Source organism: Alteromonas sp. DY56-G5 (assembly GCF_041414725.1).
In the GTDB taxonomy this organism is placed as follows: domain Bacteria; phylum Pseudomonadota; class Gammaproteobacteria; order Enterobacterales; family Alteromonadaceae; genus Alteromonas; species Alteromonas macleodii.
Map to the genome: position 1 here is coordinate 1 of NZ_JANHZQ010000100.1, position 2,997 is coordinate 2,997.

Below are 2,997 nucleotides of genomic sequence, written 5' to 3' on the forward strand. Positions count from 1 at the left end.
TTTGACACACGTGCAACTGGCCTTAAATACAGCTGACACAGTGGGTAGTACATAGCGTTAATATTTCTTATACTCTCCGAGATAATGTTTTTGTGTATGAGTGCAATGAGCATTGAGTAGGCTGTTGCAGCACAGTTCGTGAGGCCCGGTTAATCCCGGGCTTTTTGGGGTGGTCTTCTTGTATTTCATATGGTCTGGAATGGCACTAATTGAAGAGCTCAAGTCCGATCTTGCTTAAATTGTAACGTGACTCTATCGCCGCTAGTTCCCTGATTTGGTTTCGGTCTTTAAATTGGTCCAAGTGTGTTTGCAATCTTTGCATTTGTAAGTGTAGGTGTAAATAAAGTCGGTCTTAATTACCTGTCTGTATTCAGGTTCCCTGGTGTTATAGTTGAATCGGCTCTCCATTCTAGAATAAGTGGGCGGCCGCAAAAACTGAGTGCAACACCCGACCATTTCGGTAAGGTGTTGCCCCATGTCCTATCACGAACTCAGCGCCACAGAGCGCGTCACGATCCAGATCGGCCTGTGCAATGGCTTCAGCCAGCGCAGGCTTGCCCGGCTGATGAACCGCAGCCCCTCGACGGTCAGCCGTGAGATCCGGCGCAACCGGAATGCTCAAGGCGAGTACGTTGCAGACGATGCCCAGCGCTTGATGCATACACGCCGCGTGGTCTGTCGACCCGCAAAACGGCTGGTGCCCGGCAACGAGTTGTTCGAGCTGGTCGCCCACCTGCTGCGACAGCGCTTTTCTCCCGAGCAGATTGCCGGCAAGCTGCGAACCATGAAATCCCCAAGCTTCGAAGACGCCTACGTCTGCCGCGAGACAATCTACAACGCGATCTATGCCCTGCCGGTCGGCGAGCTGCGCAAGGAGCTGATCATCTGTCTGCGGCAGGGCAAGACTACCCGCCGGCCGCGCTCCGGCGGGGTGGATCGACGTGGCCAGATCCCCGACATGGTCAGCATCCACGTACGCCCACCGGAGATCGAAGACCGCCTGATGCCCGGTCACTGGGAGGGCGATCTGATCAAGGGCAAGGCCAACGCCTCGGCGGTAGCCACCCTGGTCGAGCGCACCAGCGGCTACCTGATCCTGGCGAAGATGAACGATGCGACGGCGACCTCGGCGGTGGAGGGCTTCAGCGCGGCGCTGAACCGCATGCCGCTGGCTGTACGCAAGAGCATGACCTACGACCAGGGGCGAGAGATGGCGCGGCACGCGGAAATCACCCAGAAGACCGGTGTGGCGATCTACTTCTGCGACCCACACAGCCCCTGGCAGCGCGGCAGCAACGAGAACATCAACGGCCTGATCCGCCAGTACCTGCCCAAGGGCACGGACTTGTCGGTGTACAGCCAGGAGCAGTTGGATGCCATTGCCTACGAACTGAACATCCGACCGCGCAAGCGCTTCAATTGGAAATGCCCGATTGAGGTCATGACAGAAGTAGTGGCGTTGCAGCATGATGCACCTGCTTCAATCCAGTAACCGTGTTGCACTCAGCTTCTGCAACCGCCCATGATATTGAGTCATAACGTTTCTCTCGCCCATCCAATTATTTACAAACGACTGGGGAGGTGTGACCGCGCATCGCCCCTCCCCGACTTCACAACTCGCCGAGGTCACCGAACCTATTGATTATTGACGAAGTTGAATACACCTTTGGCGTTATCAGAAAACTTAGTCGCCTCTTCAAGCAGCGTCATGAAAATTTTCGGATCGCCCTTTTCTTCTGGGTACAGCGACACCAACGGGTCTTCGAATTCACGAACATAGCCCAACGAAGCAGCACCTAAGTCGTAGCCGATCAGGCGCTGCATGTCTATCGGCAAGGTCTTGGCCAGCTCAGGCGGAACCACCAAGTATTGGTTCTCTTCCTGGCGGAGCCAACCAATGCAGTAATCTAGGTTCAATGCGCGGCGCCAGGTATTGGTACGGTTTGGGCCACCACCATGAATGGTCTTGCCGCTGTAAATCAGCACAGAACCCTTCTTCATTTCTGCCGCAAGTGTGTCTTTGATGGTGTATTCCGTTGCAACACCTTTGGTCTTGTGACTACCAGGAATTACGCGGGTAGCACCATTTTCTTCGGTAAAGTCATCCAACGCCCAAATGGTGCTGACCTCCGTTTGAAAATCTTCCGGGAAATGGTCGTACCAATCCCAAGCAAATTCATCACGGTGCAAAAATTGCTCCTTATTGCCCGGCCCGATGGAGATCACCTGAGTGAGGTTCAGCTGAATCTTGGTTGCATTGCGGCCCAGAAATGCACGCGTCGCGCCAACGACCGTGGGGTGCATCACAATCTGGTGAGACGATTTGGAGCGAGCAATGACCGCACCGCTTCGACGCGTCTGCTTACCTAGTGCATTGTTGACGCCGTCGTCTGTGGTGCCCACGTAGGGCTCCATCTCGCGGTTGACGGCATCAACGACGTCTTCAGAAACAGCCTGATCAATGATGCAATAGCCATGCTCGGTAAGGCATTCGACTACCTGTTCGACCGACGCGCCAGAGGGAAGGTGAATTAACGACATATTAGCTCCTGTTGATAGCAGAGTTTATTACTTACGAACGTTCGCTAGTGTAAAAGCAAAAACAATGCCACATTTCAAAACACCCGCAAAACGCCTTCAAAATTGAACTTTAGCCCGTAGATAATAGACTGCCTGGGCAAGTCGGCACCCCATATTGCTTCCCAAGGGCAAGACTAATTCGCCAAAACTTATGCACCAAATACAAGCAGACCGGCAGTTTTTTGCACCACCAAGGCGCACCTCTAGGCAAGATTTATACTGTGAAAAGTAAAAACGGCCGTGGTGTGGTTGATATCGATATCAGTATCATTTATATCGATAGTAATTTCAGCGTAAGGGCCGATCTTATAACTTCTGTGCCAGGCCTCTCGGGCTGCTCTGTACGTTTTTCGGACCTTGAGACTATAAATTTCCCACCCTATTGATCAGTAGATTTACATTAAAATCATATACACA

At 52.9% G+C, this 2,997-nt stretch carries 2 protein-coding genes; one reads left to right on the top strand and one right to left on the bottom strand.

The features are described from left to right. Positions 1-475: 475 nt before the first annotated feature. On the top strand, positions 476-1,492 hold the full coding sequence (locus NO989_RS21615) for an IS30-like element IS1394 family transposase (RefSeq protein ID WP_032728035.1): 1,017 nt from the start codon (positions 476-478) through the stop codon (positions 1,490-1,492). A 143-nt stretch (positions 1,493-1,635) separates the two neighbouring features. Here NO989_RS21615 and NO989_RS21620 read toward each other — a convergent pair whose 3' ends face one another. Beyond that, positions 1,636-2,541 (bottom strand): phytanoyl-CoA dioxygenase family protein, encoded by a 906-nt coding sequence (locus NO989_RS21620; RefSeq protein ID WP_348701152.1) that lies wholly within the window; start codon positions 2,539-2,541, stop codon positions 1,636-1,638. Positions 2,542-2,997 lie beyond the last annotated feature (456 nt).

Excerpts from the sequence above, each read along its gene's own strand:
- NO989_RS21615 (WP_032728035.1), top strand. The coding sequence starts at position 476 with ATGTCCTATCACGAACTCAGCGCCACAGAGCGCGTCACGATCCAGATC.
- NO989_RS21620 (WP_348701152.1), bottom strand. The coding sequence starts at position 2,541 with ATGTCGTTAATTCACCTTCCCTCTGGCGCGTCGGTCGAACAGGTAGTC.